This window comes from Novosphingobium barchaimii LL02, assembly GCF_001046635.1.
In the GTDB taxonomy this organism is placed as follows: Bacteria; Pseudomonadota; Alphaproteobacteria; order Sphingomonadales; family Sphingomonadaceae; genus Novosphingobium; species Novosphingobium barchaimii.
The window spans coordinates 79,246-100,405 of the sequence record NZ_KQ130453.1; the positions used below are offsets into that span (position 1 = coordinate 79,246).

The 21,160-nt window shown below is 62.9% G+C and carries 24 protein-coding genes; 18 read left to right on the forward strand and 6 right to left on the reverse strand.

The annotated features are described in order from the left end of the window. Window positions 1-15: 15 nt before the first annotated feature. Window positions 16-681 (reverse strand): UPF0149 family protein, encoded by a 666-nt coding sequence (locus V474_RS07310; RefSeq protein WP_059150891.1) that lies wholly within the window; start codon window positions 679-681, stop codon window positions 16-18. Between the two features lie 423 nt (window positions 682-1,104). Further along, window positions 1,105-2,136, reverse strand: coding sequence for a MucR family transcriptional regulator (locus V474_RS07315; RefSeq protein ID WP_059150892.1), 1,032 nt, complete (start codon window positions 2,134-2,136; stop codon window positions 1,105-1,107). A gap of 340 nt (window positions 2,137-2,476) precedes the next feature. On the opposite strand from V474_RS07315, the gene V474_RS26145 reads away from it, so the two are divergent. The 3 genes from V474_RS26145 to V474_RS07325 all read left to right on the forward strand — a co-directional run bounded on the left by V474_RS26145 (window position 2,477) and on the right by V474_RS07325 (window position 4,226). Beyond that, window positions 2,477-2,620, forward strand: coding sequence for a hypothetical protein (locus V474_RS26145; protein ID WP_169795030.1), 144 nt, complete (start codon window positions 2,477-2,479; stop codon window positions 2,618-2,620). Between the two features lie 67 nt (window positions 2,621-2,687). Further along, window positions 2,688-3,383: a hypothetical protein gene (locus V474_RS07320; RefSeq protein ID WP_059150893.1), complete on the forward strand. Its 696-nt coding sequence runs from the start codon at window positions 2,688-2,690 to the stop codon at window positions 3,381-3,383. A 3-nt stretch (window positions 3,384-3,386) separates the two neighbouring features. Then, window positions 3,387-4,226 (forward strand): N-6 DNA methylase, encoded by an 840-nt coding sequence (locus V474_RS07325; RefSeq protein WP_059150894.1) that lies wholly within the window; start codon window positions 3,387-3,389, stop codon window positions 4,224-4,226. A gap of 30 nt (window positions 4,227-4,256) precedes the next feature. Here the strand turns inward: V474_RS07325 and V474_RS07330 are convergent, their stop codons facing one another. The 3 genes from V474_RS07330 to V474_RS07340 form a co-directional block, all read right to left on the reverse strand. Continuing rightward, entirely contained in the window at window positions 4,257-4,817 is a 561-nt protein-coding gene (locus V474_RS07330) for a type II toxin-antitoxin system VapC family toxin (protein ID WP_082699654.1), read from the reverse strand. Continuing rightward, entirely contained in the window at window positions 4,798-5,070 is a 273-nt protein-coding gene (locus V474_RS07335; protein ID WP_059150895.1) for a hypothetical protein, read from the reverse strand. The genes V474_RS07330 and V474_RS07335 overlap by 20 nt, the downstream gene beginning before the upstream one ends. 72 nt (window positions 5,071-5,142) lie before the next feature. Continuing rightward, window positions 5,143-6,879: an ABC transporter ATP-binding protein gene (locus V474_RS07340; RefSeq protein ID WP_059150896.1), complete on the reverse strand. Its 1,737-nt coding sequence runs from the start codon at window positions 6,877-6,879 to the stop codon at window positions 5,143-5,145. A gap of 184 nt (window positions 6,880-7,063) precedes the next feature. Between V474_RS07340 and V474_RS07345 the strand changes: the two genes are divergently transcribed. The 13 genes from V474_RS07345 to V474_RS07405 all read left to right on the forward strand — a co-directional run bounded on the left by V474_RS07345 (window position 7,064) and on the right by V474_RS07405 (window position 16,966). After that, window positions 7,064-8,260: a hypothetical protein gene (locus tag V474_RS07345; protein WP_059150897.1), complete on the forward strand. Its 1,197-nt coding sequence runs from the start codon at window positions 7,064-7,066 to the stop codon at window positions 8,258-8,260. Between the two features lie 83 nt (window positions 8,261-8,343). Then, window positions 8,344-8,559 (forward strand): hypothetical protein, encoded by a 216-nt coding sequence (locus tag V474_RS07350; protein WP_059150898.1) that lies wholly within the window; start codon window positions 8,344-8,346, stop codon window positions 8,557-8,559. After that, window positions 8,556-10,298 carry a PRTRC system ParB family protein gene (locus tag V474_RS07355; protein WP_082699655.1) on the forward strand — a complete coding sequence of 581 codons (1,743 nt, stop codon included), beginning with the start codon at window positions 8,556-8,558 and terminating at the stop codon, window positions 10,296-10,298. Before V474_RS07350 ends, V474_RS07355 begins: the two co-directional genes overlap by 4 nt. A 34-nt stretch (window positions 10,299-10,332) precedes the next feature. Beyond that, window positions 10,333-10,752 carry a PRTRC system protein E gene (locus tag V474_RS07360; RefSeq protein ID WP_059150899.1) on the forward strand — a complete coding sequence of 140 codons (420 nt, stop codon included), beginning with the start codon at window positions 10,333-10,335 and terminating at the stop codon, window positions 10,750-10,752. Window positions 10,753-10,806: 54 nt separating this feature from the next. Beyond that, window positions 10,807-11,253: a PRTRC system protein C gene (locus V474_RS26505; protein WP_236710875.1), complete on the forward strand. Its 447-nt coding sequence runs from the start codon at window positions 10,807-10,809 to the stop codon at window positions 11,251-11,253. A 181-nt stretch (window positions 11,254-11,434) separates the two neighbouring features. Further along, window positions 11,435-12,277 carry a hypothetical protein gene (locus V474_RS07375; RefSeq protein WP_236710877.1) on the forward strand — a complete coding sequence of 281 codons (843 nt, stop codon included), beginning with the start codon at window positions 11,435-11,437 and terminating at the stop codon, window positions 12,275-12,277. Beyond that, on the forward strand, window positions 12,226-13,056 hold the full coding sequence (locus V474_RS07380; RefSeq protein WP_059151440.1) for a PRTRC system protein B: 831 nt from the start codon (window positions 12,226-12,228) through the stop codon (window positions 13,054-13,056). The genes V474_RS07375 and V474_RS07380 overlap by 52 nt, the downstream gene beginning before the upstream one ends. Continuing rightward, window positions 13,053-13,712 (forward strand): PRTRC system protein A, encoded by a 660-nt coding sequence (locus V474_RS07385; RefSeq protein WP_059150900.1) that lies wholly within the window; start codon window positions 13,053-13,055, stop codon window positions 13,710-13,712. The genes V474_RS07380 and V474_RS07385 overlap by 4 nt, the downstream gene beginning before the upstream one ends. Next, window positions 13,702-14,514 carry a PRTRC system ThiF family protein gene (locus V474_RS07390; protein WP_059150901.1) on the forward strand — a complete coding sequence of 271 codons (813 nt, stop codon included), beginning with the start codon at window positions 13,702-13,704 and terminating at the stop codon, window positions 14,512-14,514. Before V474_RS07385 ends, V474_RS07390 begins: the two co-directional genes overlap by 11 nt. Before the next feature lie 35 nt (window positions 14,515-14,549). After that, window positions 14,550-14,783, forward strand: a complete 234-nt coding sequence (locus V474_RS07395; RefSeq protein ID WP_059150902.1) for an antitoxin — start codon at window positions 14,550-14,552, stop codon at window positions 14,781-14,783. Window positions 14,784-14,786: 3 nt separating this feature from the next. Beyond that, window positions 14,787-15,188: a type II toxin-antitoxin system VapC family toxin gene (locus V474_RS07400; RefSeq protein ID WP_059150903.1), complete on the forward strand. Its 402-nt coding sequence runs from the start codon at window positions 14,787-14,789 to the stop codon at window positions 15,186-15,188. 180 nt (window positions 15,189-15,368) lie between these two features. Then, on the forward strand, window positions 15,369-15,638 hold the full coding sequence (locus tag V474_RS25520) for a hypothetical protein (RefSeq protein ID WP_148649313.1): 270 nt from the start codon (window positions 15,369-15,371) through the stop codon (window positions 15,636-15,638). A gap of 116 nt (window positions 15,639-15,754) precedes the next feature. Further along, the gene (locus tag V474_RS07405) at window positions 15,755-16,966 is read left to right on the forward strand and encodes an IS256 family transposase (protein WP_059150834.1); all 1,212 of its coding nucleotides are present in this window, start codon (window positions 15,755-15,757) and stop codon (window positions 16,964-16,966) included. 28 nt (window positions 16,967-16,994) lie between these two features. Here V474_RS07405 and V474_RS07410 read toward each other — a convergent pair whose 3' ends face one another. Next, entirely contained in the window at window positions 16,995-17,174 is a 180-nt protein-coding gene (locus V474_RS07410) for an NAD(P)-binding protein (protein ID WP_059150904.1), read from the reverse strand. Window positions 17,175-17,598: 424 nt separating this feature from the next. On the opposite strand from V474_RS07410, the gene V474_RS07415 reads away from it, so the two are divergent. Together V474_RS07415 and V474_RS07420 are read left to right on the forward strand one after the other, a co-directional pair. After that, on the forward strand, window positions 17,599-19,089 hold the full coding sequence (locus tag V474_RS07415; RefSeq protein WP_148649314.1) for an SH3 domain-containing protein: 1,491 nt from the start codon (window positions 17,599-17,601) through the stop codon (window positions 19,087-19,089). Window positions 19,090-19,690: 601 nt separating this feature from the next. Beyond that, window positions 19,691-21,151, forward strand: a complete 1,461-nt coding sequence (locus tag V474_RS07420) for a hypothetical protein (protein ID WP_148649315.1) — start codon at window positions 19,691-19,693, stop codon at window positions 21,149-21,151. Window positions 21,152-21,160 lie beyond the last annotated feature (9 nt).

The window sequence follows — 21,160 nt, forward strand, 5'->3', positions numbered from 1 at the left end:
CCCCGACTCGCCCGCTCAGTTCAGGCCACAGCATTTCTTGTACTTGCGCCCGGATCCGCACGGGCATGGGTCATTGCGGCCAATTTTCTGGCGTTTGCCGCTGGAAGGCCGGTGTGGATCGTTCTCCAGCCGCCATTGATGCAACATCTCCACCCAGATGGGGATCAGGCCGGGCGCCTCGGTATCCCACCGATCCTCCTCTGCGCGTGTGAGCTTCTGCGTCCCGTCGGCGAAGGCGCGCAATGTCCGGATACCCTCGATCGCCGCCCGGCATCCGGCGTCATTGTCAGCCAGAACCCGTAGCCACCCGGCCGGCGACAGGTCCATCGCCTGCCCGAAACCTTCGATCCACATCTCCCACAGCGTCTCGTCGGTCCGCGTGTCGATTTCCAGCACCGGCTCGAATGTGCCGGGCCGGGCCAGCGATGCAAGTATCTCGTGATAGCGATGCATCACCAGATCGATAAAATGCTGCATGCCGCCGGCATCGGCGAATGTGGGAACGCCCTCGTCGTCGTCTCCCGCCCAGATCGTCTTCAGCCATTGGGTGGGGACGATCTGGTCCGGGCTGACGATGATGCCGGTGAGGAAGCCGTCGAGTTGGGTAAGCAGCATGCAGTCATCGCCCTGCGCGAGCAGCAACTGATCGAGCTCATCGAGATAGTCGAACGAAAAAGCCATTTCCCTTCCTAGCCTCCCTTCGCCCGCTCGTCATCGCCGGGGACTCTTCGCTTCTTTCGGGAGAGCCACGGAAAAGATTTTCAGCGCTGCGGGCACTCGAGCACGCGCTCCTAGCCCGGATTTACCGGTCTGAGCGGCAGATTGAACTCCAGCATTTCAGTACGCCGCCAAGTCTCGCCCAGCTTACAGACGTTGCCGGGCAGATGCGGCACGATGACATCTTGGTCGAGCCATCGGCCGGCACAGAGACGTCGGCGGCTCACGTCTGCGAGAGCGCGTGAACCGGCAGCTCAACGAAAATGATCCGAAGCGATGCCATCTGCTCGTCCCCATCTTCGATCGAACGGTTATACGACTCTATTTCCTGTATATCGCAGAAGGAAACGGGTGAAGCGCGAGGGCCTTGCACTTCACCTTCTCCATTTATTCCGCGGATCCCGGTGTATCAACTTTGGCTGTGTCTTTCTTCGCGGCGGTCGTACGCTTGCTGGAAGTCTTCGGTTTCGGCGATGCGGAGGACTTGGCGCCGGTGACGATCCCGAGCTGCTTCTTCCTGGGGGCAGGCGCGGACGAATCCGTTTTCACCGCTTCGGGAACCTGGGTCTCCGGAGTAGTCGGCAGGGCGGCAGCTTCCTTGGCTGGGGCCAGCTTCTTCGCATCGCTGGAGGTTTTCGAGGCTGCTGTCTTCGTCGGCTTCCTTGCGGCGGGCTTTGTAGCTGCCCTCTTCGTCTTTCTGGATGTTGGCGCAGGCGAAGCCGTAGCCGATGCAGTCGGTGTGGCCGATGCCGTGGGTGCGGACTCCGGCGTCTCGACGGCGATCACGGCAGCCTTGTTGGCGGGCTTGGCGTCAGCCCCCTTTGCGCGAGAGCGCCTGGGCTTTTCCGGCGCCGATGCGGGCGTTTGCTCGGACGTGACAGCAGGGGATTCATCACCCGGTTTGACCGTACGAGCCTTGCCGCGCGTGCGTTTGGGCTTGTCGTCCTTCACCGGGGCCGGCATCGGGGCCGCGTCCTCGACAGCCTGTTCGGCCGCCGACGCTTCCTTCTGGACTGTTTCGCTCGCCTTTCTCCCCAGGCCCAGCTTTTCGGCCACGGCACGGCGATGCTCGGAGTAAGCGGGAGCGACCATGGGATAATCCCGCGAAAGCTTGTAGCGTTCGCGATACTGGGTCGGAGTCAGCCCGTGGGTCGCCAGATGCCGCTTGAGCGTCTTGTAGGGCTTGCCGTCGATCATGCTGATGATGTGCTCGCGCGAGCTCAGGCTCTTGCGCACCGATACGGCCGGGACATACTCCACCGGCGCGGGGGCCTCAGCTTCGCCCTTTCCTTCGAGCGCGCCGCGGGTCGCTTCGATGATCCCGGCGATGTCACCTGCCGGCACCTGGTTGTTCGAAAAATAGGCGCTCAGCAACTGCACCGTCATTGCGGTGAGATCGGACTGTTCGGTATCGGCCACGCAAAAACTCCAGGCTGAGGAAAGGCAATACCGAAAAAAAGGTGCTTGCCGCAAAATAATTGCTCAGCAGCTAAGCCTGTTCTCGCGTCTCATGCAAGACGTCAGTGAACCAGGCCCGTCAGTGCGTGGAGGGGAGCGGGAGAAGAAGGGCAGAAGAGCCGCTCAGCGTATTCGCTTTTCCATGAGGTGCAACATGGCTCGCCGCGTATTCATGCACATCCTGATCGGCGGCAGACTTGCCCGATCCCGATATCCCGAACTGATCGAGGCGATAACAAAGGATGGGCCTACCCTCGATTGAGACGGCGCGGCCTTCGATCCCGAGAACTTAGCCTGCAACTTGGCCCAGGAAACTCCGCGTGTGCTGGTGGCCTACGATGTGGTCAACGGCCGGTTCGCGAAGGGCCGGCCCGGCTATCTCGACTGGATCGCCTCACAGCAAAGTTCGGTTGAACCCGCTTCTCTCGTCATTCGCATGACGTGAAGGACCCAGCGGCCAGGACAGCACCGCTTCCGGTCGCGACATTCTTCCCCAAAACAAGGACCAATCAATGACCGACGTCGCCGCGCCGGGCGCGCCCGCGCGCCTATATAGCCAGACCGACTACGACCAACGCGGCAACTTCCAGTACCAGGGAGACCTGTACCGCCCCGGCGAGAATCTGCCTTCCCTTGCTTCCCGGATGGGTCGGCATCTCGCCGAGCAGTTCACGCATGCGCGCTTCGCGATCACAACGAGTAAGTTCGCGGGCGGACGCAAGATCATCAGCGAAATCCTCGATATGCCTGCCGACCTTACCGACCGCGCTATGCAGACCGCGTTCATCTTGGAAGTGCGCGACCAGATGGAACGGTTCGGTTTTACGCGGTCCAATGCGCTGCAGGGATTTCACAGTTGCTCCTTCTTCTGCGACGTGCGGATCGGGCGGGCCTATTGGGCAGCGCTGGCGAATAAGCGCGGTCCCAGGAATCCGGTCGAAGGGCTGGTGTCGCTCGCCGCATTCAAGAAGCGGCTGAAACCGGGCGACAGCCTAAAACTCATCGACGCGCCGGCGGGCCACCGATCGCTGGGAACGACGCGCGTGATCACCAGCGTACGATCGGGCGACCTGATCCTCGAAGGCAGGATCCATCTCGATTTCCCACGCGCCGCAGCCTTTGCCTGTGACGGGAAGCTGGTGCGCATCGCCATCGGCTCGGATCACGACCCGGATGCCCATCTGCTGTATGAATGGCGATCGGCCTGAACGATGGCCGCCTCACCCCGTGCTGTGAACGCGTCCGCAGCCCATGCTCCGCATCTCAAGGTCATGCGCAAACTCCTGGGGCGCTGCCAGCCGCGCTACGATATCTACACGCTCTTCGGACACTGCATGGAGGCGATGGCGATCGCCATCGCGAACAGTGTCGATCTCAAGCAGCGTGAACGACGCGAAGCACGTTATCTCGACATCGTCGGGCGCTACGGCGCCGACGTCGTCGAAAGCTTCCCACGGGTCATGGCCGAACTCGCCCTGGCGCTGGAAGCGGGGATGGGCGACGTGCTCGGTGCGCTGTTCCATGATCTCGAACTGCACAACAAGGCGAAGGGCCAGTTCTTCACGCCCTATTCGCTAAGCAGGGCGATGGCGGACATGCTGATCGGCGACACCCTTCGGGAGACCATAGAAACCCGAGGGCATCTTACCGCAATGGAGCCGGCATGCGGTTCCGGCAGCATGGTCATCGCGCTTGCCGACGCCCTGCGGGCCCGTGGCATCAATTACCAGCGCCACCTCCATGTAACCGCGATCGATATCGATCCGCGCGCGGTCCATATGGCCTATGCGCAATTATCACTGTTACATGTCCCCGCGCGCCTGATTGTCGGCAATGCCCTTTCCGGCGAGATCCAAGAGGAGTGGTTCACGCCCGCCCACATCTTGGGCGGTTGGACAGCCCGGCTTGGGTCAACGCCCCAGGGCAAAACTCCGATCGATATGATCCCGCTCGTCGAGGCTGCGAGCACGGTCTGCTCGCGCAGGGAAACCAGCCGCGCGGCCGACTGCACTACGTCTGGGCTGCTACCGCTTCAGCTCAACCTCTTCTGACTGTGACGAAAGTCCTTTGCCAGCTGAGGATCAATACAGGATAAGACCTGTCCCGGGCATAAGCTGATCCATGAAATCGAAATTGCGCCGGTTTCCGGTGAGCAGGTCGCAGCCGGTCGACGCAGCCTGGAGAAACAGAATGGCATCGTTGAGCAGCGCGATCGAGTGCGGCTGCCCGGTAAGGCGGGTGACCATGCCGGCGAGCATGCCGGCCTCGCCGAACACGCGCGGGGAGGGCGCTGTCAGACGATGCTCGGGTATATCGTCGATAGTACGCCCCAGCGTCTTGAGAACCGATGCCGTGCGCTTGTCTGCCGGATCGAGAGCGCCCATCAGGTGGGTCATTTCCGCGAGCGCCACGCACGAATGATTGACGATCCGGTTTTCCAGCAACCGATCTGCCTCGAGAGGTGTCTTCCCCTGCAGCACGTCGATATAGACGCAGGTGTCGAGCAGGAGTTCACGGCCGACAGCGGCCGCCTTGTGGGAAAGCGGCAATTCCTCTTCGGCCCGCCGCGTCAGTTTTGCTGCGAGGCGCTGCGGCCTGATCCTGCGCAGCGATGCCTTGCGATCAAATGCCAAGCGCGACATCCGCCGGGATCGACCCCTTGCGGCTTACGAGCCTTGCCCCGAAATCATCCTCGAGCGCCACTTTCGCAAGCGCATATTCGACTAGATCGGTGGTGGAGGCGATCCCGCTACGCATCTTGGCGCGATCGAGGAGTTCACGCGGCACACGGGCGCCCAGCGCGCTGTTCGTGCCCGACAGCAAGCCTGCCGCCTTCGCCGCAGCCACGACCGCCTCATGCCGCTGTGACAGATGATCTTCGTGCCTGGTCGCCATCGGAAACTCCTTTCGTTAAACATATAAGCCCCTTTGTAAAACATGCAAGCTGCCATCCGTCACGAGGGCACGCTATCCGCACTTCGGCGCAGTGAGCCACAACGCGCGATAGGATGCACATCGCCGCATCAGATCCTTGTGTGTCCCGCAGCCTGCCAGGCGTCCGCCCTCTATGAACAGGACCCGGTCCGCGTCCTGCGCCGTCGCCAGCCGATGGGTGATCATGATGAGCGTCGTCGCCCCGCCGGCTCTGCGCCGCAATATCGTGATAGCATTTGCCTCGCTACGCGGATCGAGCGCGGAGGTGCTTTCATCGAGGATCAGCACCGGAACGTCCACTCCTGCCAGCCGTGCCAGTTCCAGCTTCTGGACCTGTCCTCCCGACAACCGCTCGCCCTGTTCTCCCAGTTCCATCTCGAAGTCGATCGGCCTGCCGGGTTCGTGGAAACGCCAGAGGTGCAGCAATTCCTCGGCATCGCCGATCGACTGGTTCGCCGGGGGATAGAGGATGTTCTCGCGCAGCGACCGGTTGAACAGACCGATGAACTGCGGCGTATAGAGGATATGGCGATGCCGATCCGCCCAGGGGATCGTCGCGATATCCGTCCCACCCATCGTGATCCGGCCGGAAGACGGTTCAAGCACGCCTGCGAGAAGCTGGGCGAGCGTGGACTTGCCCGAACCGTTGGGACCGACGATCGCGACGAAAGAGCCAGCCGGGACATGTAGAGATATCTTGGCCACGCCGGGCATGCCCGGGCCATAGCAGAAGCTCACATTCTCGGAGACAAGATCTGATGAGGCCGCAAGACTTGGGGGCGCGGCGCGGTCCTCTTCATCGACCGTTGCAAAGGTCAGGACGTCACGGATATTGGCGACCGCTACCCCGGCCTGCGCGAGGATATAGCCGAGCGAACTAAGCGGCACCGTCAGCCGGAAGGCGTAAGTCTGAAGCAGGACGAAATCGCCCGCACTCATGCGTCCCTTGCCAACATCGAGACCGGCGAGCAGCAGCAGAGCCATAAGGCCGAGCCCAACCACGCAGAATTGCAGCGCGGCCATGAGCGTGAGCGAACGGTACATGCCGGCGGCCGCGTGACGCTTTGCGCCGAGGGCGGCGCCGGTCTGCAGCAGCTCACGTTCGAGCGCGCCGTTCAACACCACGCGGCGCGCATTGCGCACGACATCGCCGATCGTGCGCGACACATGCGATGCCGCCACATTGGTCGCATCGGCGTGAATGCGGTGACGCCTGGCGCCGAGCCAGGTCGCGGCGAGAAATCCCAGCAGAGTAAGCGCCAGGATCAGGACATAACGAGGCCGGATCAGGCCGGCGATCACCGCGAGACTGGCCAGGGCCTGGAGGATCACCGGCCCGAGCCGCCAGATCAGCCCCTCGACGACCAGCGTCAGGCTGTAGGGCAGGCGCTCCAGCATGCCGGGAACGCGGCCGCTGCGGCTGTCGCGCGCCGCGGTGATCTCGGGCAGGGCCGCAGCCAGTGCATGAAGGATGAAATGCCGCGCCAGCGCATCGACCATTTTCGCGGTGCAGGAGAGCCTTGCGGTCTCGAGGATCGATGCGCCTGCCCAGCATCCCACGAACAGCATCACGGTGACAAACAGATACAGAAGCGATCCCGAGGGACGTGCCAGCGTGTCGATCAGGAGTTTAAGAGCGTAGGGACCGGCAACGCCCATTACGATCACCAGCACTTCGAGGGCGAAGGCCTCGACCAGGCTTCGCCTTGCACCCAGGCGCGCCGACAGCATCAGCTGCGTCAGCTGCGCCAATATACCCAATGTCGTCATTGCACAGACCTCCTGGCGATCGATGAGCCAGAAGGAGGATTTGGAACGCGGCCGCCATTCTAGCGCCAAATCAGGCCGGTTGGAATGCGCGATCCCATGACCCGGAAGAAGGGAAGGGAGGGATGGGGAGGCGGCGGGAGACAGCGATCGTCCCGTTACCCTCAAGCTCAAGGAGATGGTACCCATGGCGAGCATAGCCCGCATGACCGACACGCCCCCCGTGTCCACTCCCTATCGCATCGACGTCTCGCGTGGCAGCCGCAGCAGCCGCGTATCCTCCGAATGGTTCTCCCGGCCCGACGACGAGAAATTCCTCTCGCTCTCCAGCCTCTACGACAGTGTGCGAACCCGCGCCGATCGCTCGACCACCCGGACCGTCGAAAGCCGCGCGATCCGTGTGGAGGCGAGAAGCGATAATCCCGAACGACTCACGCTGGTCGCGCCTGGCGACGATCGCCCGCTAACACCCACCAACTGGTCCTTCGGCCAGGTCGCGAGCCTCGTCGGCGCCCCGGCCTCCTATCTGCGCCAGCTGCCTGCGGCGCTCGCTGGTATCAATCTGCAGCATGGACTTGTCACCCACAGAGGCGAACAGGTCAAAATATTGCAGACCGACGATGGCCGAACAGAACTGCGGGCCGCGACCGGAAGTCAGTATGGCCGGGTCTACGACTGGGAACTCATAAAGGCTATCATGGCATTCGCCGGGGACGGCGTCGGCGATACGCGGTGGAAAGTCCCTGGAACGATCGATTGGGGGAGCATGCGCTATAACCCCTATGTCGATATCAGCAAGGACACGACGACACTCTACGCCTCGGACAGGGATGTATTCGTATTTCTCGTCGACGACACGCATCCTATCGAGGCAGGCAAGCTGCCGAATGGCGATCCCGACCTCTATTTTCGCGGATTTTATGCGTGGAACAGTGAGGTCGGCTCCAAAACCCTTGGCATCGCGACATTTTATCTACGCGGCGTGTGCGCGAACAGGTGCCTGTGGGGCGTGGAGAATTTCGAGGAAGTGAACATCCGCCATTCGAAGTTCGCCGGCGCCCGCTTCGCGCACCAGGCTGCCCCGGCGCTCAAGCACTTCGCCAATTCCTCCCCGCAGCACTTCATCACGGGCATCAAGGCCGCGCGCGAACGTATCGTTGCGCGCAAGGACGAGGACCGCGATGCCTTCCTGCGCCGGCGCGGCTTCTCGAAATCCGAGACGACGAAGATCATCCAGGCGGTCCTCGCCGAGGAAGGGCACCCGCCCGCTAGCGTCTATGATTTCGTGCAGGGCATCACCGCGGTTGCCCGCACCAGGCCGCATCAGAACAGCCGCCTCGAACTCGAGGGCAAGGCCCGAAAGCTGCTCGAACAGGCGCTCTGAGCGCACTTCCCGATCCGAAATTTCCCTCCATCGCCCGCTCCGGACTTCGACCGGGGCGGCTATGCTCATGAAAGAATAAGGCCATGCGAGCCCAGTCGGATATTTCCTTTTCCGATTTCACCATCGACGTCGCTTTCTTCAGCGACGGCGAGCACTACGCCACCCAGCGCTACCTGGTCACTGCCTCGACCTGGTTCAGCGCGCGCCAGCAGGCGCTGCAGATGTCGGTGAACAGCGTCTATGACGATCCGCGCATCCCCGGGCTCAGCCGCACTGCCACCTTGCGGTCGGGCTCATGACCCGCGCTCGTACCCGCCGCCTCGGCACAGGGATTACCGCGCTGATCGCCGCGTCGCCCCCGCCCGTCACCACGCTGCCGCTCGCCAGCATCAAAGCCGGATATAATCCGCGCCGCTATTTCGACAGCCGAAAGTATGACGAGCTCGTGGCATCGCTGCGTCTCCGGGGAATGCTCCAGCCGATACTGGTCCGCCCTGCGAATGAGACGGGCGATGGCTATCTCATTGTCGCCGGGGGGCGTCGCTACCGCGCGGCGCTGGAAGCCTTCGGACCCGAGGGCGAAGTGCCCGTCATTATCCGCGAGATGACCGATCAGGAGGCACTCGAGGCAGCGATCGACGAGAACGACGTGCGCGACGATGCCTCCGAAACCGAGCAGGCCGATGCGGCGGTTCGCGTTCTGGCCGCGTGCCAGGACGATCATGCCGAAGCCGCCCACCGGCTCGGTTGGTCGAAAACCAAGCTCGATCGTCGTCTCGCGCTCGCGGGTCTCTGCGAGCCGGTCAAGCACGCGCTCGACGAGCGCCGGATCAAGCTGGGGCATGCCGAACTGCTCGCCGCCGTTCCCGCCGACAAGCAGGAGAAGGCGCTGGAGACAATCCTCGCCTCCGGTCTCGACGTCGGCAAGACGCGCGATCTGCTGATGCGAGTTACACAGGATCTCGCCCATGCGATCTTCGACAAGAGCGAATGCCTGGCCTGCCCGTTCAATTCCGCAGCGCAGCGCGCCCTGTTCGAGACGCATATAGAGGACGGGCATTGCACAAATGCCGGTTGTTTCGAGCTCAAGACCCAGACCGCCGAAACGATCCGCTTCGAACAGGAGGAATGCGCTGAAAGGACTGCACGTTCGGCGCAGATCACTGCAGGGACGGGTATCTGTGGTGAGCAGGATGAGGAGGATATCGACGATACGCATACCGATGCCGGCGGCGACGAAGACAGGGGCGTCGATGATGACAACGGGGACCATGGCGGCGATTCGTTCCATCTCCCCGAAGAGCATGGCGTATCTTCGGCCGACTGTGGCAAGCGCGCAGCACCAGTGGCGGCGAGCGATACTGCCACGGGGAAGCCGGATACGCCGAAGTCCACCGTCACCGCCCGGTCGATTGCTATCCGGACTAAGGAACTGCGCGAGGCGACCTGGCGCACCGTGCTCGCCCGCGCGCTTGCCGCCAATCCGGCCCGTGCCCAGACCACGATCCTGGTCGCCGCGATGTCCGGTACGCTCCCGCAGATCAAGGTCGAGACATTGCGTGGGCGTGCCGGGCTGCTGGTCGGGGCGTCCTTCCCCGATCTCGATTTCAGCGAGAAGATCGCGGAGATCCAGGCACTATCGGAAGCGCAGGCAGCGACAGTGCTGTCGGCCATCGGCGCGGCTTACGCGAAGGACGTTGCCAGTTTCGATCATGTCGCCGATCTGGCGCGGGTCTTCGCAGTAGACCTGCGCGACGCCTGGCACGTCGATAAGACCTTCCTAGAGCGCTACTCGAAGGAAGAACTCAGGTTCATTGCCCGCGAATGCGGGCTGATCGCACACATCGGCGAAAAGGCCTTCGCCAAATTGCTGGGCCACAAGAAGACCGATCTCATTGCCGGAATGCTCCATGCACTCGGTTTCGAGTGGGCAGGGCGTCTGCCGAGCGCCATGACCCTCGACGGCGCATATGGGCCGCCAATCGCGCACGCAGTTGCACCGGCGAGCGAGGGTTCGATCACGGACCTTGCGGCCTGAACGCTCCCACGCCTTTCTGGAAGGAACTCCCCCCATGCTGATTACCAGCCTGCTCCCGCTGCTCACCCGCTATTCTCTCGGCTGTGATCTTGTCGCCGGGCCCGAGGGTATCGTTACACTTACCATCATCCCGCGCATGATTGAAGGCGGCGGCCACAAGCCCGACCCCGGCGAGCTTCGGCCGATCTCGCTCACCGCGCGCGCGGCCGAGATCGATGCCGAACTTGCCAGGGGCGATGACGGTGCGCTCGGCCGGCTCATCGCCGATCGCAAGGCACTCGCCGACCAGATCGCGGAGCAGCGCCAGGCTACCGAAGCCGTCCGCGCTGCCGCAGCCGCGAAGGCCAAGGCTGCGACACCGACGCCGAAAGCGGCGGCCGCCGGCGCGAATGCGCAGGCTCCCGGCAGTCCGCCGGCCGACGCCAAGCCCGAAGAGCCCGCCAGTCTCTGGTGACGCACGGGGCGATAAAACTCGCTCAATTTTCCAGATCACTCTCAGGACACACTCATGCAGATCGATCAACTGACCCGAACCTATCGCTATGACGGCATCGACCTGCCGGTGCCGCCGCATCTCGCGAATGACCCGGCCGCGCTGCGCGCCTATCATGCGACGCTCTACCCGGCGATCCTCAACGCCGAGACGGTCGACGCCGGAGTCATGGGCGGCGCGCATGTCACCGAATATCGCCGCGCCATCGGCACCAAGGGGCTGATCCCGGTGCCGCCGGCGCCGCATCGCCCGAGCGCGGCTATCCCGCCTGCGCTACGCAAAACCTTCCTGGACTGGGTCGAGAAAGACGATGGTGAGACCGCCGGTTTCACCCCGCCCGCCTGTAGCCCCCGGGCCCGAGCCCTCCACGCACGGATCGTCGTCGACACGCAGGGCGGCGCGGGCGAGGTCCGCGAACCACTACAGCCGCCGGCCGGACTTCGCCTCCCGCCGCTTGGCTGATCTTGTGATTGATCCTGCGGCCGATCTTGTGGGCAGGGCCGTCGCGCTATCACCCGATGTCCCGGCGATCTTCGACGCGCCGCTGGCGCCCCATCACCGGGTGATCGGACGCTGGGCCGCGTCCGGGACACAGGATGCCAGAGCCTGTAAGCGGCTCGAAGCGCGCCGCCACATCGAGGCGGTGTTCGAAGCCGCCGTGCTCGAAATCCTGGACCCCATCGATATCGTCGATCTGCGCATAGCCGTGCTCAATAGCGAAGCGGATGGGCCGCCCGCGATCGCCATCGTCTGTGAGAGCCTGGGGCAGCTTGACCTGGGATGGATCGAAGCCGGCGATGCGCCGATGGCGTGGCGCGCCGCCGCCTACCGGATGCTCGAGCAGACGCTCGGGCGCGTGCTGCCGGTCTTCAGCTACCAGGACCTCTTCGACGAGATGTCCCTGTACTACTGGGACGGTGCCGCCGACGACGAAGGGGCCCGGCGCGGCCTCATCGAGTGTCATGGCGCAGACGCCGAGGATCTCGATGGACACATGCTTCCCTCGGAATTGGACGAGCGTCGCCCGGGTTGGATGATCGCGGCGAACGCGGCGCCGCCGAACCGGCTTCCCGCTGCCCTGCGCCGCAAGCTGGCGGATTTGCGTGCTGCGCTGGAGGCGCTCGGCAAACTCTCGTCTGAAGCCGGCGCCTGGTACTTCGATTTCGAGATCGCGAGCGAATATCTCCCCGGTATTGAGGAATGCGCCTCGCTGCCGCCGCTGACCCTGGTTCCCTTCGAGCCGTTCGCGCGCGAACTCGACGACGTCATGCGCAGCGGCATGGAAATGGGATTCATGGATATCGCCGGCATTTGCCCTTTGTCCGATGCGGCCTTCATTGAGGACTGGTTCGCCTCGCTACACCTTGGCGCAAAGTTCCTCCTCGCGGCCCAGAACCTCATCCGCTTCGATCCACCCAAGTCCAGGAGCCTGCCATGTCCGATCATAGCACCCACTTCGAGGCGAGCGGCGACGGCCTCGTCCTGACAAATGCCATCCTGCTCTATACGAACCAGGCGCCACGCCATCTCAAACCCTATGCCGCCTCGCCGGTCGATACGGCTGCCTTTGCCAGCATCCATGCCGTCGAATTCGGGGGCGACGGTCAGCCGACGATCGCGGCGGGTAGCCCGCTGACGCGCGCGCATCTGCGGCAGTGGTCGGAGGCGCTTGGCCGTACGGTCGTGCCCGAGCTCCTGCCAGCCAATGTGCTGGTCGCTCATCCCGAGATGCTGGCCTGGTGGGTGCCGGCGCAGGTGCGCCCGGCCTATTTCGCGCTGTCCGATCCTCCGGCCGATCTCCATGCGCTCGCTGCGCGAACGACGGTGCCGGTTCCCTATCCACCCCATCTCCTGATCGCCACGCGGGGTGGTCTTGGCGTCTATGCCCTCCTGGCAAATGAACGTCCTGGCGCCGAGACACCGGTTCTGCACTCGCCGATCCTCAACGTCTTCGTCGACGGGCGTCTCTGCTGGGGCAACATCCCCAAACCCCGCGTTCTCGGTATCGCCTCCATTCCCGCCTATGAGAGCGCGGTGTTCGACTCCTGGTCGACGCATCCCAATCCCGGGCAGGACTGGACCGTGCGGGGCAAGGGCGGGCTGGTGCGGCTCTGGGACGATCTGGCGGCGCGCGCGGCAACCCGATTTCCGGTGAGCCGTCTCAAGCCTTTTGGCAAGAGCAAGGCCGGGCAGGGGAGAGGCACGAGAAAGACCTCCGTCTGCGCGGTGACGGTAGGCGGACTTATCGCGCGGTCGCGGGTATGACGATGCTCGCCGATGATGCGACGGCAGCGGCGGTGCTTGACTCCATGCCATGTTATCCGGTGCCGCCATTCGGAAGGTCGCCGGTCATCGAGGCGCTGCGCTCTTCCCGCGTCGGCCATGGTCTCGCCATCGGCAAGGATGGTGTGATGCTGATCCTGCGCCGCCCCTGGCTGGCGCTCGATGTCCCGATCGCGTCCCCCGTCGCAGGCTATCTTCCTTATGGCAGCATCGGAGCAGCGCGGGCCGAGCTGCGCTGCGGCCTTGTCCCGCACGCCTTCCACGACGCGATTCTCGGGCATCTGCTTGGGAAAATTCCTGACGAGGCCGCCGCATTCATCCGGTGGAACGAGGCGACCCGTGAGTTTGCCGTGGCATATCCCGATATCGATGAAGCGACACCGACACGATTGGTCTATCGCATGCCCAGGCTGCCGCCCGACTGGCATATGGTCTGTGACATTCACAGCCATGCGCGCGGCCGCGCATTTTTCAGCGCCACCGACGATGCCGATGATGCCCATGCGACGAAGATCTCGATCGTCTTCGGACGCCTCGATCATCCTGACGGTCCCACCATGGCTGCGCGGCTCTGTGCGGGCGGCATGTTCCTGTCCTTGCCGCGCGGCCCCTTTGCAGGAGCTCCCGATGCAGACTGAACACACTGATCAGATCCGGCGGCATTATCTTCCTGCTGCCTTTGAAAATCGTGCGATCACGGTCCTGCTGGCCGGCTGCGGCGGGAACGGGGCGCAGATGCTGATGGGCCTCGCCGCGCTCGACACCGCACTGCGCGCGATCTCCTCGCGCTCGCTCGACGTTACCGTGGTCGACGACGATGATGTCACCGAGGCAAACCTTGGGCGCCAGCCTTTCTACCGCTGCGATATCGGCCATTCCAAGGCGCGCACGCTGACCGAGCGCATCAATCTCGCCCATGGCGTTGTGTGGAAGGCGGTCCACGGACGGGCCCCTGAAGCGATAGGTGTCGACGGCTTCGACATGCTCATCAGCTGCGTCGATACCGCCGCGGCCCGCCGGGCGCTTGGGGCGGCCTTGCAGACCGGTAGAAATCCCCCCGCGTACTGGATGGACCTTGGCAACCGCGCCAGTGACGGCCAGTACCTGATCGGCTGTCCGCGACGCACCGGCAACAGCGATCGCCCCCGTCTTTCCACCGTGCTCGAAGCCTTTCCGGAACTTGCCGACGAGAGCGCGGCTGAAGACGATGCGCCGTCCTGTTCGGTCGCGGAGGCGCTCGAGCGGCAGTCGCTGTTCGTCAACCGCGTCCTCGCAAGTCATGCGCTCGCGCTGCTCTTCGATCTTCTGGGACGCGGTTCGATCGGGCATGCCGGGGCCTTCATCAATCTTGCCGGCGGTCAGACGGTCCCGATCCCACTTCCCTTCGCGAATGGCACATCACTTGCGGCGGCCGGACAAGCAAATATCTCGCATTCGTAGCCTGTATAGGCTATGTCATATGCCAAGGAGTCGCCATGAACCTCGAGCGTCACGTCAAACTGTTCAAGAACGGCCGCAGCCAGGCGGTCCGCATTCCCCGTGAGTTCGAGCTTCCGGGCGAGGACGCCGTTATCCGCAAGGAAGGCTCGCGCCTGATCATCGAACCCGCCCGGCCACGCTCCCTCCTTGCCGTTCTCAAGACCTGGGAGCCGCTCGATGAAGAGATCGGCCCGATCGAGGACCTGCCCGCAGAACCGGTCGACATCTGATCCATGTTCCTGCTCGATACGAATATCCTGTCGGACCTGATCCGGCAGCCCGATGGCATGGTCGCCCACGCTATCGCCGATGTCGGCGAGGACGCGGTTGCGACCAGCATCATCGTGGCCGGCGAACTGCGCTATGGCGCAGAAAAGCGCGGATCGCCGCGCCTGAAAAGCAAGATCGAGGATTTGCTGTCTCTCATTGCGGTGCTGCCGCTCAAGGACGATGCCGACGCCTGCTATGGGCGTCTGCGCGCCGACCTCGAGCGCCGTGGTACGCCGATCGGCGCTAACGACATGCTGATCGCTGCCCACGCGCTCGCGATCGGCGCGACCCTCGTTACCGACAACATCCGCGAATTCGAGCGGGTCGAGGGCTTGCCGCTGGTGAACTGGCTCCGAGCGACCTGACGCCCGTTCCCGCGGCGCTTCCACCCTGGCTCTCGCGGTCAGTGAGCATGAAGAAGGGAAGGAGGAGGACAGAAGGGTGATCCCAGGGAGATCGCCCATGCTCCCCTCGTATTGCCACTGTTGGAAGCCCTGCCACCCGGCTGAAGCAATCGCCGCGCCCTTGATACCGAATATCGTGGCATGACGGCGAACTCTGCCGCCTTCGATCCAGCGGACCAGAATCGCTGGATCGCCCGTGGCCGCCGCCCCGAACATGCTGAAGTACTGGCCTTGGTATGGAAGGATTATCCGGACCTTCCTTTCGATGCGCCGCTGGCTGAACGCATGGCGTTGTCGCCAGGACGCGCAAAGCGTGAACAGGTATCGTGCAAGCCGGCTGCCTTCAGTGCGCGCTGTCCGCTAATGCTCGTTAGCGTCCGCGCTCGTGGTGTAATTTCCGGTGTAGATTGAGGCGATCGCATGGGTGGGGCATGCCCCACCCATGCGAATTCGATCTCGGTGGCCACCGGGCTCATCGGTAAGGTGGAGTTACCACACTTCACACGCCCACCGAGGAGTTGATCCCGATGACCGACGATAGATTACCGCTTGCCGAGCTGATGGCGAAGACCGGAGATGGAGATTTCCTGCGCACGATCGCCGAGAACGTATTACAGATCATCATGGAGGCCGACGTCGATGGCTTGGTCGGCGCCGGCCGGCACGAGCGTTCCGGCGATCGCACGACCTGGCGCAATGGCTACCGCGACCGCAGTCTCGACACCCGGCTCGGCACGCTCAATCTCAAGATCCCCAAACTGCGGACCGGCGCCTACTTTCCCGGCTTTCTGGAGCCAAGGAAGACCGTCGAGAAGGCGCTGGTCGCGGTGATCCAGGAAGCATGGATCGCCGGCGTCAGCACCCGGCGCGTCGATGAACTGGTGCAGGCGATGGGCATGACTGGCATCTCCAAGTCCTCGGTATCCAAGCTGTGCAAGGACATCGACGAGCGGGTCCACGCCTTCCTCAAGCGGCCGCTCGCCGGCGACTGGCCCTACCTCTGGCTCGATGCTACCTATCTCAAGGTGCGCGAGGGCGGGCGGATCGTCAGTGTCGCCGCGATAATCGCTGTGGCCGTCAACACCGAGGGCAAGCGCGAGATCGTCGGCCTGCACATCGGTCCTTCCGAAGCCGAGCCGTTCTGGTCGAGCTTCCTCAAGGACCTCGTCCGGCGCGGCCTGACCGGCGTGAAGCTGGTCATCTCCGATGCCCACGAGGGGCTCAAGGCGGCGATTACCCGCGTCATGGGCGCGACCTGGCAGCGCTGCCGCGTCCACTTCATGCGCAACGCCCTGGCCTATGTGCCCAAGGGCCAGAATACCGTCGTTGCCGCTGCAATCCGTCAGGTCTTCCTTCAGCCCGACCATGCCGCTGCGACGCAGGTCTGGCGGCAGGTCGCTGATCAGTTGCGCGCCCGCTGGCCAAAGCTCGGCGCTTGCATGGACGATGCCGAGCACGACGTGCTCGCCTACATGACCTTCCCCGAGCAGCACCGGGTCAAGCTCCACAGCACCAATCCGCTGGAACGCCTGAACAAGGAAGTGAAGCGCCGCGCCGATGTGGTCGGCATCTTCCCGAACGAGGACAGCATCATCCGCCTCGTCGGCGCCGTCCTGCTCGAGCAGAATGACGAATACCAGCTCCAGCACCGCTACATGCAGATCGAGGGCATGGCCGCCCTTGCCACACCAATGATCGAGGAGGCACAGCCGCTACAGATTACACCCAAGGCCGCCTGAAAATGCAGCCCAGTGGCCACACCCGATTTTACACCACATTGACGGACGCGACCCTATGCTCGTGGATGTCGAGCAAGCCGCCTTGTGTACGCGCCGAGGGAAAAGCTTCCGCTTCAAAGATCGTCAGCGCGATCCCGTGCCCATGCAGGGCACGCGCCAACATCAAGCCGCCGAGACCTCCACCGATCATGCCGGGGGTGTGATTCATGATAGCACTCCTGTTGACGCACAGGCCATTCCGACACGCATGATGGTTGGAGACGCTGCCGCTCATGCCTAGCTAGCCATGGCAGACTTATGCGCGACTGAGCGGGCCGAGATTGGCCCGCTCAGTCGTTTTTCGCCATGGACGATAGATATTCTTTGCCGCTATCTATGGCAAACCCGACCCTTCTCAGACACTCCGCGCCCGATTTTCAGTCCTCAGCAGCGGACCTTCCGCTTTTCCGACGGCTTTCTAGCTAGCAGAGTGGGTCGTTCATGAAGAACGGTGCGACCAGCTGGATCATATAGAAGGTGCCGGATTAAAAGCGCTCCTTGAGCACAGGGGCACGCCGCGCTGACGCGCCGTTCTCCCACCATTGCTATGAAAACCGGCTTCGTTGCCCGCAATCCGGTGCTACACGATCCTGATGACCGATGATCCACCGCGCAAGGGTTTCGATATCTCTCAAGCTCTGAAGCCGGCAGAGGCCATGTTGCCGGGGATTGGCGAAGTATCCGTTCGCATCCGTACAGTCTCATTCATCAAATGGTTCGGCGGGGGCGAGCGTAGTCGCCGCTGGAAAGACGGGGCGGACTTTTTGCGAATCTTGTTGCGCGAGCGCGTCGCGCCGCCCGAGGATGTGGAGGAAGCGGACAAGCCTGGCTTGGATTCCGCGGTCGTCGACGCGCTGGACTCAGATCAGCTCGAAGCAATTGCCGAGCAGCTGCTGGTCGCGGCGACCCCGATCTTCCGCTCGCTCGGCGCTAGCAGGAAGCGCGATGCCGAAAAACCGAGCGCTCTCGAACCGGTGGAAGCCGGGGATCAGGTAAAACCGAGCGAACGGCTTCTGGCAGGCGCGCGCCGCTACTATCTTGATTTCGAGACCGGCCAGAAGAATGCCGCGCGTCGCATCACCGAAACGCTCGGCGGCGGCTCCGTCATGCGCGAGCTCAACCGCCACAACAAGCTGATGCAGCTGAATCGTGGTCTCGACAGCCTAAACTTGGGAACGATCGGACAAACGCGCCTCGAACACCTTGCCCGTGGCGACCTACTCGGCCGCGCCTTCCGCGAGCAGACCACGATCGGCAAGTTGTTTGCAGCCAGCTCACAACTCGACACGATCGGTAACCTCTCCAAGGTTCTGGGCCTCACCCAGATGGACCAAGAGCGCTGGACCTCGGCCAGCCGCATTCTCGGCCTCGGCATCTCTAGTCCCGTCCTTGCCGCCGCACAGCGTTTGACGGCGTCGTCGATGATATCGCAGATCGAGCGCGAAGCCGCAGCGATGTATCGCCCAGGCTATCAGTCGCTGGCGTCCCTTGCGCTGGAAGGTGAGATTGCCCTTGGTGCGGCCTCCGACCTTCTTCACCAATATGATGCGGGGACGGGCGAAGCGCCGCTGTTCGGCTCGGTGCTCAATGCGATCGAGGCTCTGGACGATGACGAAGCTTCACCGGAGGACCGGCTTGCCGTTCTAGAATCGGCGATCGACCTTATCCAGGATGCGGGCGGTTGGGCGAAATCTGAAATTCAGAAGGCCGGCGTCGTGGCGTTGGTCGCTCTCGTCGTGTCAATTCTCTCTCTTTATCCCGACCTTGTACCTTTTCGTGGCGACGCTGAGCCCAACAAAGAAATCGTGGCGGCAACCGCAGAGATCAGGGCGCTTCGCGAGGACCTTGCAGAGTCGCGCGATGCAGGGAGCCACAAGTACATCCGCTACATCCACGGCCGCGCCAATCTGCGGGTAACGCCTGAACGGCAGGGTTTGGTCATCCGGATCGTTTATCCGGACCAATGGGTAGAAGTGCGGGATGCGCGGGGCGATTGGGCACGTGTCGCGGTCTACGATTATGCGTCGGACGCTCCGGTCGAGGGCTGGATCTATCGCGGCAATCTTCGCGTGGCGCCGGACTGACGTCTTAAACCGAAACCTGCCGCCCTCGCATGATCGGAGATGACGGGTTTGTCCAAAATTCAGCCAATCCCGACCCTTATCGAACGCTCAGCATCCAATTTTTGATCCCCAGGTGCGGACGGTCAGCAAACCGGCAGGTCGCGACCAGTATCAGATGTTCACTCCGCCTGCGTTGAACATCTGGTCCTAACGGAATTTGCCGTTCGCGCCAGTCAAACGGACGATCGGCAACGCGCTTCAAAATCGGTCATCGCCCGCAAACTTGATCACCTCCGAAAGCCGCCTTTCAGCAGCACTGTTGGTGATGAGCCAAGGGCGGTGGGCTATTGCTCGTCGGGGAGCGTCGCCGAATGGACCGTCGTGAAATGCTCACGCTTGAACGTCCCGCCGCATCGATGCCGATGAGGTGCAGGTCAGAGTGTGCTCGCCGACTGTGTGCGAGTTCCATCGATCACCTCGATCGGCGACACTTTCTGTCCGACCAACATAGCATCGTTGCTCGCCGTAATCAGCCGTCCATGTTCCCGGCCCATCCCGGATCAGCCGACCAAAGGCATCAAGGCCTAGTCACGCAACGATGAGGACGGCTATGCCGATATCCATGACACCCGCCGACCTCATCGCAGACTTCGATGCACACGAGCCATTAGCCCGCACCAAGGCAAACTGGCTTGCCAAGCAAGCCGCCTCAGCTTCCACCTATGCGTCGGTCGAGCATGTCGTCACGGAGGACGATGAGGTCGGAGATGTCAAGTGGCGGCGCAGTTTCGATCACCACCTGTGCTTCATGCGAGCTGGCATTGCGCGGACTTTCATGCGCCGCGACTGCTTTGTCGGCCTCAGCGTTATCGATGATCTGATCTTTCAGGCCGTCAAGGCGGGACGACCCGACATTGTTGCTGAGGTCATCAACGCGATCGTCGGGCATCAGCTTCACGATCCCGGCATGATCGTCTTTCCACTCCATGGGTTCGGCATTGCACGGCCGTACGCGGATACCATGCGGCGGGGGCTGCATCCTCAATTGCTCCTTGAATCGGCGGGCCTCTGTGTGATGGCCCAGACCAACGATATTGAGAAGACCATCACGTTGCTGGACGACGCCCGCGTGTCGATGGGCATCACGCATGCCTTCGATTCCCAAGGCATACGCTCCTACACTGCGGGCAACCGGCTCTCTTGGCTCCACAGCAATCCGGTCATGGCGTTCCGCTTCAACAGCTATTCTCACGATCCCTACGAGAACCAGTTGTTCTACCAGCTGCGCATGCGCACCATGACCGCGCTGCTGCTCATGACCTCGCTCAAGGCACCGTGCCTGTCGAGCGAGATCGGCAGCGACCGAGCAAACAACCAGGAAACTCTCGACATCAATCATTATCTACGGATCGAGGTCTCGCCGCGCCTTGAAAGGCTCGAAGCGGAACGTATTCCGCGAAATGTCGACGCACTGTCTTTGGTAGAGGCGAGCGATGTTGGTGTGCGGATTTCGCTGGCAGGTTGGAACGACCTGAAGGCCAATGGCGAGCTCGATAGCTATCTAGCGACGCTGCGGCAGATTGAGACGGGTTATCTCACCCATCAGATTCTCGATCGTCGTGAGACGAAGGAAGCATCACTCTATGTGAAGCTCGTCCGCTCGCTCGATTATTTTCGCCGGTCCTTTCGCGCCAACGTGCGACCGTCAGAACGCGTAATCATGCTCGCGATCGCTTTCGAAACCCTGCTTACAGACAGTTATTCGGGCGGCGTGACCGCCAGAATACGGCGTCGCGCAGCCACCTGCTTGCAACAGGCCGGTATGCCGCCTGCGCTGAACGGTGCGGTTGAGCAGCTTTTTGATGCCCGAGGCAAATTCGTCCACAGCGGGTTCGGCCCGGAAGACATCTCGCTGCACGATGCGAGGCTCGCCTATGTCGCCTGCCTGGCCACCGTCACCCGCCTCGCCCAAGGGGCGACGCTGGTTGATCCGGTGATTGGAACGCTCTTGAACGACAAGCCAGCACCTACGCCGTTCTGGGTGAGGACCAAACAGGCTTGGCGCACGCTGCGCGGGAGTTGACCGCTCGCG

Coding starts and splice junctions, on each gene's coding strand:
- V474_RS07355 (WP_082699655.1), top strand. CDS start 8,556: ATGACCCGCGCTCGTACCCGCCGCCTCGGCACAGGGATTACCGCGCTG.
- V474_RS07390 (WP_059150901.1), top strand. CDS start 13,702: ATGCAGACTGAACACACTGATCAGATCCGGCGGCATTATCTTCCTGCT.
- V474_RS26505 (WP_236710875.1), top strand. CDS start 10,807: ATGCAGATCGATCAACTGACCCGAACCTATCGCTATGACGGCATCGAC.
- V474_RS07335 (WP_059150895.1), bottom strand. CDS start 5,070: ATGGCGACCAGGCACGAAGATCATCTGTCACAGCGGCATGAGGCGGTC.
- V474_RS25520 (WP_148649313.1), top strand. CDS start 15,369: ATGACGGCGAACTCTGCCGCCTTCGATCCAGCGGACCAGAATCGCTGG.
- V474_RS07405 (WP_059150834.1), top strand. CDS start 15,755: ATGACCGACGATAGATTACCGCTTGCCGAGCTGATGGCGAAGACCGGA.
- V474_RS07410 (WP_059150904.1), bottom strand. CDS start 17,174: ATGAATCACACCCCCGGCATGATCGGTGGAGGTCTCGGCGGCTTGATG.
- V474_RS07350 (WP_059150898.1), top strand. CDS start 8,344: ATGCGAGCCCAGTCGGATATTTCCTTTTCCGATTTCACCATCGACGTC.
- V474_RS07360 (WP_059150899.1), top strand. CDS start 10,333: ATGCTGATTACCAGCCTGCTCCCGCTGCTCACCCGCTATTCTCTCGGC.
- V474_RS07415 (WP_148649314.1), top strand. CDS start 17,599: ATGACCGATGATCCACCGCGCAAGGGTTTCGATATCTCTCAAGCTCTG.
- V474_RS07310 (WP_059150891.1), bottom strand. CDS start 681: ATGGCTTTTTCGTTCGACTATCTCGATGAGCTCGATCAGTTGCTGCTC.
- V474_RS07345 (WP_059150897.1), top strand. CDS start 7,064: ATGGCGAGCATAGCCCGCATGACCGACACGCCCCCCGTGTCCACTCCC.
- V474_RS07380 (WP_059151440.1), top strand. CDS start 12,226: ATGTCCGATCATAGCACCCACTTCGAGGCGAGCGGCGACGGCCTCGTC.
- V474_RS07395 (WP_059150902.1), top strand. CDS start 14,550: ATGAACCTCGAGCGTCACGTCAAACTGTTCAAGAACGGCCGCAGCCAG.
- V474_RS07340 (WP_059150896.1), bottom strand. CDS start 6,879: ATGACGACATTGGGTATATTGGCGCAGCTGACGCAGCTGATGCTGTCG.
- V474_RS07385 (WP_059150900.1), top strand. CDS start 13,053: ATGACGATGCTCGCCGATGATGCGACGGCAGCGGCGGTGCTTGACTCC.
- V474_RS07325 (WP_059150894.1), top strand. CDS start 3,387: ATGGCCGCCTCACCCCGTGCTGTGAACGCGTCCGCAGCCCATGCTCCG.
- V474_RS07400 (WP_059150903.1), top strand. CDS start 14,787: ATGTTCCTGCTCGATACGAATATCCTGTCGGACCTGATCCGGCAGCCC.
- V474_RS07330 (WP_082699654.1), bottom strand. CDS start 4,817: ATGTCGCGCTTGGCATTTGATCGCAAGGCATCGCTGCGCAGGATCAGG.
- V474_RS07420 (WP_148649315.1), top strand. CDS start 19,691: ATGACACCCGCCGACCTCATCGCAGACTTCGATGCACACGAGCCATTA.
- V474_RS07320 (WP_059150893.1), top strand. CDS start 2,688: ATGACCGACGTCGCCGCGCCGGGCGCGCCCGCGCGCCTATATAGCCAG.